This window comes from Empedobacter sp. UBA7252, assembly GCF_002472765.1.
GTDB classification, from domain to species: domain Bacteria; phylum Bacteroidota; class Bacteroidia; order Flavobacteriales; family Weeksellaceae; genus Empedobacter; species Empedobacter falsenii_B.
The window spans coordinates 1-4560 of record NZ_DKSQ01000063.1 but is presented as its reverse complement, the minus strand read 5'-3'; the positions used below and the strand labels follow the sequence as shown (position 1 = coordinate 4560).

General features: G+C 32.3%; 4 protein-coding genes. 3 read left to right on the top strand and 1 reads right to left on the bottom strand.

Going from position 1 to position 4560, the window contains the following annotated elements; genetic code table 11:
- Positions 1-723: SulP family inorganic anion transporter (locus B2X73_RS09275; protein ID WP_291096319.1), on the top strand; the 723-nt coding region annotated here is incomplete at its 5' end.
- A gap of 30 nt (positions 724-753) precedes the next feature.
- On the opposite strand, the gene B2X73_RS09270 is transcribed toward B2X73_RS09275, so the two are convergent.
- Positions 754-1245: a DinB family protein gene (locus B2X73_RS09270; protein WP_291096317.1), complete on the bottom strand. Its 492-nt coding sequence runs from the start codon at positions 1243-1245 to the stop codon at positions 754-756.
- Positions 1246-1463: 218 nt separating this feature from the next.
- Here B2X73_RS09270 and B2X73_RS09265 point away from each other — a divergent pair, with 218 nt between their 5' ends.
- On the top strand, positions 1464-3104 hold the full coding sequence (locus B2X73_RS09265; RefSeq protein WP_038330517.1) for an AMP-binding protein: 1641 nt from the start codon (positions 1464-1466) through the stop codon (positions 3102-3104).
- 98 nt (positions 3105-3202) lie between these two features.
- Positions 3203-4372, top strand: coding sequence for a sigma-54-dependent transcriptional regulator (locus tag B2X73_RS09260; RefSeq protein WP_125349474.1), 1170 nt, complete (start codon positions 3203-3205; stop codon positions 4370-4372).
- The last annotated feature ends 188 nt before the right edge of the window (positions 4373-4560 follow it).

Genomic DNA, 4560 nt, shown 5'->3' with positions numbered 1-4560 from the left:
TTAACGTTTAGGACGCTAATGATTACAAATGGTTTTTTCGGTGGAATGGGAGGTTGTGCAATGATTGCTCAGACATTTGTTAATTTAGATGCAGGTTCTCGTTCGAGATTAGGACCAGCAATTGGTGCAATTACAATCTTGATTATTATTCTAATTGGTGCTCCAGTGATTGAGAAAATTCCAATGGCAGCACTTGTTGGTGTAATGATGATGGTTGCGATTTCGACTTTTAAATGGGGATTTTTTAAATTAATAACAAAAATGCCAAAATCGGATGTGTTTGTAAGTATTTTGGTGGCGATTATCACGATTGTGTTACATAACCTTGCTTTGGCTGTTTTTGTAGGTGTTATCGTTTCGGCTTTGGTTTTTGCTTGGGATAATGCTAAACGTATTCGAGCACGTAAATTTGTTGATGAAAATGGACGAAAAATATATGAGATTTATGGACCACTTTTCTTTGGTTCGACTTCTACTTTTTTAGAGAAATTTGAAATTAATTCTGATCCAAGAATAATTGTTATAGATTTGAAAGAGAGTAGAATAGTTGATATGAGTGCAATTGAATCTTTACATATTATTACATCTAAATATGCACAACAAGATAAAATTGTAATTTTGCGACATTTGAGTAAAGATTCTATTCGATTATTAGAAAATGCAAAAAGCGTTATTGAGGTAAATATCGAAGAAGATCCAACTTATAATGTGATGCCGAAATAAAAAAGTCAGCTTTTTAGAAGCTGACTTTTTTTATAAATATCGTTCATTAATTACATTCATATGATGGATGGAATGACCAGCCATTACATAACCGATTTTCTCAACAGAATACTCTCGATTACCAACTTTTCCTATTTTGTTTAAAGTTTGATCATTAAAAGATTCAAACTGAAAGTAAGTTACTTTCATCAAATTAGTCCATTCTTTTATTAATTCTTCAGGCTTTCTTTCATTTGCATTCGAAGTCAATACATAGGCGTTTTCATCGAAGAAATTTAATGTTTGTGAATCTTCTCTCGCAATATGTTGCGCACGATAAGAAAAAATACGTTCGCAATCTATACAATGTTGTATCATTTCTTTGATAGTCCATTTACCTTCTGCATATGCATAATCCCATTTATCTAATTCTGTTACAATTATTAATGTTTTCTTGATGTCAGCAATACGTGTCTGTAAAGCATCTACAACTTCTATTCCATCGTAAATAGAAGTATAATTGTCGTGGTTTATTGTATTCATTTTTCAGTAATTTTTTACAATTTAAGGATAATTTGATGGAGTTATTTTAAGTATTTGTTAAAAATAAACCTTCATTTTTTTGAATTCATTTTTGATTTTAATAAAAAAATACGATTCTTTTAGAAATCATAAATCTTGTATTTGATAAATTTATTTTCCTGAAAATCGTTGTTAAGTTTGAGTTGGAAAGTAATTTTAAAAACATAGAATATAAGCGCATGATTTCTAACTTATCATACTCAAGTGGTGCATCACAATATCCTCTTTTAGGAGAAACAATTGGCGAAAATTTACGAAATACAGTTGCAAAATATCCGCAACAAGAGGCTTTGGTTTGCGTAGATCAAAATTATAGAGCGACGTATACAGAATTTTATTCACAAACCGAACAAATAGCAAAATCATTGATTGCAATTGGTTTGCAAAAAGGAGATCGCGTAGGTATTTGGGCGCCAAATCGTGCGGAATGGACATTGTTACAATATGCAACGGCCCGTGTGGGAATGATTTTGGTTAATTTGAATCCTGCTTATCGTGAAAATGAACTCGAATTTGTATTAAATCAAGCTGAAATTTCTGCAGTTTTTGCTTCTTTAAGCTTCAAAACAAGTGAGTATAAAGTGATGTTGAATAATGTAAAAGAGAATGCGAAATTACTAAAACATATCATTATTTTTGAAGAAAATTGGGATGATTTTTTGATTAAAGGAGAAGAAATTTCGACTTCAGAAGTGCATCAAATAGAGCAATCTGTTCAGTTTGATGATGCTGTAAATATTCAATATACATCTGGAACAACAGGCTTTCCAAAAGGAGTAACTTTAACGCATCATAATTTATTGAACAATGGTTTTTTTATTGGTGTTCGATTAAATTATACGCATCGTGATCGTGTTTGTATTCCTGTTCCATTTTATCATTGTTTCGGAATGGTAATTGGTAATATGGCGTGTACTTCGCATGGCGCTTGTATGGTAATTCCTTCGGATAGTTTTGATCCTGCAAAGACTTTAAATGCAGTCGAAATGGAAAAGTGTACATCACTTTATGGAGTTCCGACGATGTTTATTGCGGAATTAGAATTACCAAATTTTGATCGTTTCGATTTAACATCTTTGAGAACTGGTGTAATGGCTGGTTCGCCTTGTCCGATTGAAATTATGAAGAAAGTGCAAGCTAAAATGAATATGAAAGAAGTTTCGATTTGTTATGGGATGACAGAAACTTCGCCAGTTTCTACACAAACTATTATCGGAACACCTTTAGAAAAGCAAGTTTCGACGGTTGGAACAGTTCAAGATCATTTAGAAATTAAGATTATTGATCCGCAAACAGGAGATATTTTACCTCGTGGAATTGCTGGTGAATTTTGTACAAGAGGTTATTCCGTCATGCAAAAATATTGGAACAATCCGGAAGCAACTGCGCAAGTTATTGACGAAAATAATTGGTTGCATACTGGTGATTTAGCGACTATGGATGTTGATGGTTATATTAATATTACTGGACGAATTAAAGATATTATTATCAGAGGAGGAGAAAATATTTCACCAAAAGAGATTGAAGATTTTTTGTACGAACATGAATCAATTTCTGATGTTCAAATTATTGGCGTTCCAAGTATCAAATATGGAGAAGAAGTAATGGCTTGGGTGAAAGTGAAAGATGGTATTAGTGTAACAGAAGACGAATTGAAGGCTTATTGTTTATCCATTGCTCATTTCAAACGTCCTAAATATTGGAAGTTTGTACAAGAATTCCCTATGACTATCTCAGGGAAAATTCGAAAAATAGAAATGAGAGAAGTTTCTATAAAAGAATTAGGTTTAGAAAATGCACGAAAAGTGAAAACATCTTAAAAAAAGTATTAAAATCTATATCAAAAGTAGACTCAAAAATAATAATTTCAATTATCTTTGAGTCTATTTTAATTTTACAAAAATAAACGATCTAAACGATGTCAAATATCTTATTAATCGAAGATGAACAGGCAATTCGCAACGTTTTGAAAAGCATTTTAATGGACGAAAATCCAAAATGGAATGTGGATGAAGCTGAAAACGGAGCTATAGGGCTTGAAAAAATAAAAGAAAAAGAATACGACTTAATTATAAGTGATATAAAAATGCCGTTGAAAGATGGGATGGAAGTTTTATCGGAAGCGATGGAATACAATCCTGATTTAACAATGGTGATGATAACGGGGCACGGAGATGTTGATTTGGCTGTAGATGCGATCAAAAAAGGTGCGTACGATTTTATTTCAAAACCACCAGATCTTAATAAATTATTGACGACTGTTCGTAATGCTTTAGACCGTAAATCGTTGCTGTCTTCGAATAAAGAATTGAAGAAAGAAAATAAAGCTTTAAAGAAAAAAGTTGCTAAAAAATATGAAATGATTGGTGATGCTCCTGCAATTGCAGAAGTAAAACAAATTATAGATAAAGTGGCTGCTACAGACGCTCGTGTATTGATTCTTGGTCCAAATGGAACAGGTAAAGAGTTGGTTGCTCATCATTTACACGAGAAAAGTAATCGTAATGTAAAACCTTTGGTTGAAGTGAATTGTGCGGCAATTCCAGCTGAATTAATCGAAAGTGAATTGTTTGGTCATGTGAAAGGATCGTTTACTGGAGCTGTTAAAGACAAGCAAGGTAAGTTTGAATTGGCAAATGGAGGAACAATTTTTTTAGATGAAATAGGGGATATGAGTCTTTCTGCTCAAGCAAAAGTTTTGCGTGCGCTACAAGAAGGAAAAGTTTCGCCAGTTGGTTCTGAGAAAGAGATTAATGTAAATGTTCGTGTAATTGCTGCAACAAATAAAGACTTACGAAAAGAGATTGAGGAAGGTCGTTTTCGCGAGGATTTATACCATCGTTTAGCGGTAATTATCATTAATGTTCCAGCACTTAATGATCGTAAAGATGATATTCCTGCTTTGGTTGAACATTTTATTACTGATACAACAAGTCAAAAATCTTTTGATAATTCAGCGTATGATGCTTTGAAAGAATTAGATTGGTCAGGAAATATTCGTGAGTTAAGAAATGTTGTTGAACGTTTATTGATTTTGGGTGATGATCCAATTTCGAGAAAAGATGTTGAACAATTCGTGAAAAAATAATTCATCTCAGATGAAAAAGATTTTCTTTTTGCTATTTATCAGTCAACTCTTTTTATTTTCTTGTAAAAAGGACAATGTAGAAGTGGATAAAAGTTCAGATAGCTTATCGCATGAAGATGTATTGTCTTTAGAAAAAAATTCTGTTTTTACAAATGAAACGCTTGTTTATAAGGGTGTTTTTGAAGGAA

Bases quoted from the DNA above. Each gene is read 5' to 3' on its own strand.
- B2X73_RS09270 (WP_291096317.1), bottom strand. From the start codon at position 1,245: ATGAATACAATAAACCACGACAATTATACTTCTATTTACGATGGAATA.
- B2X73_RS09265 (WP_038330517.1), top strand. From the start codon at position 1,464: ATGATTTCTAACTTATCATACTCAAGTGGTGCATCACAATATCCTCTT.
- B2X73_RS09260 (WP_125349474.1), top strand. From the start codon at position 3,203: ATGTCAAATATCTTATTAATCGAAGATGAACAGGCAATTCGCAACGTT.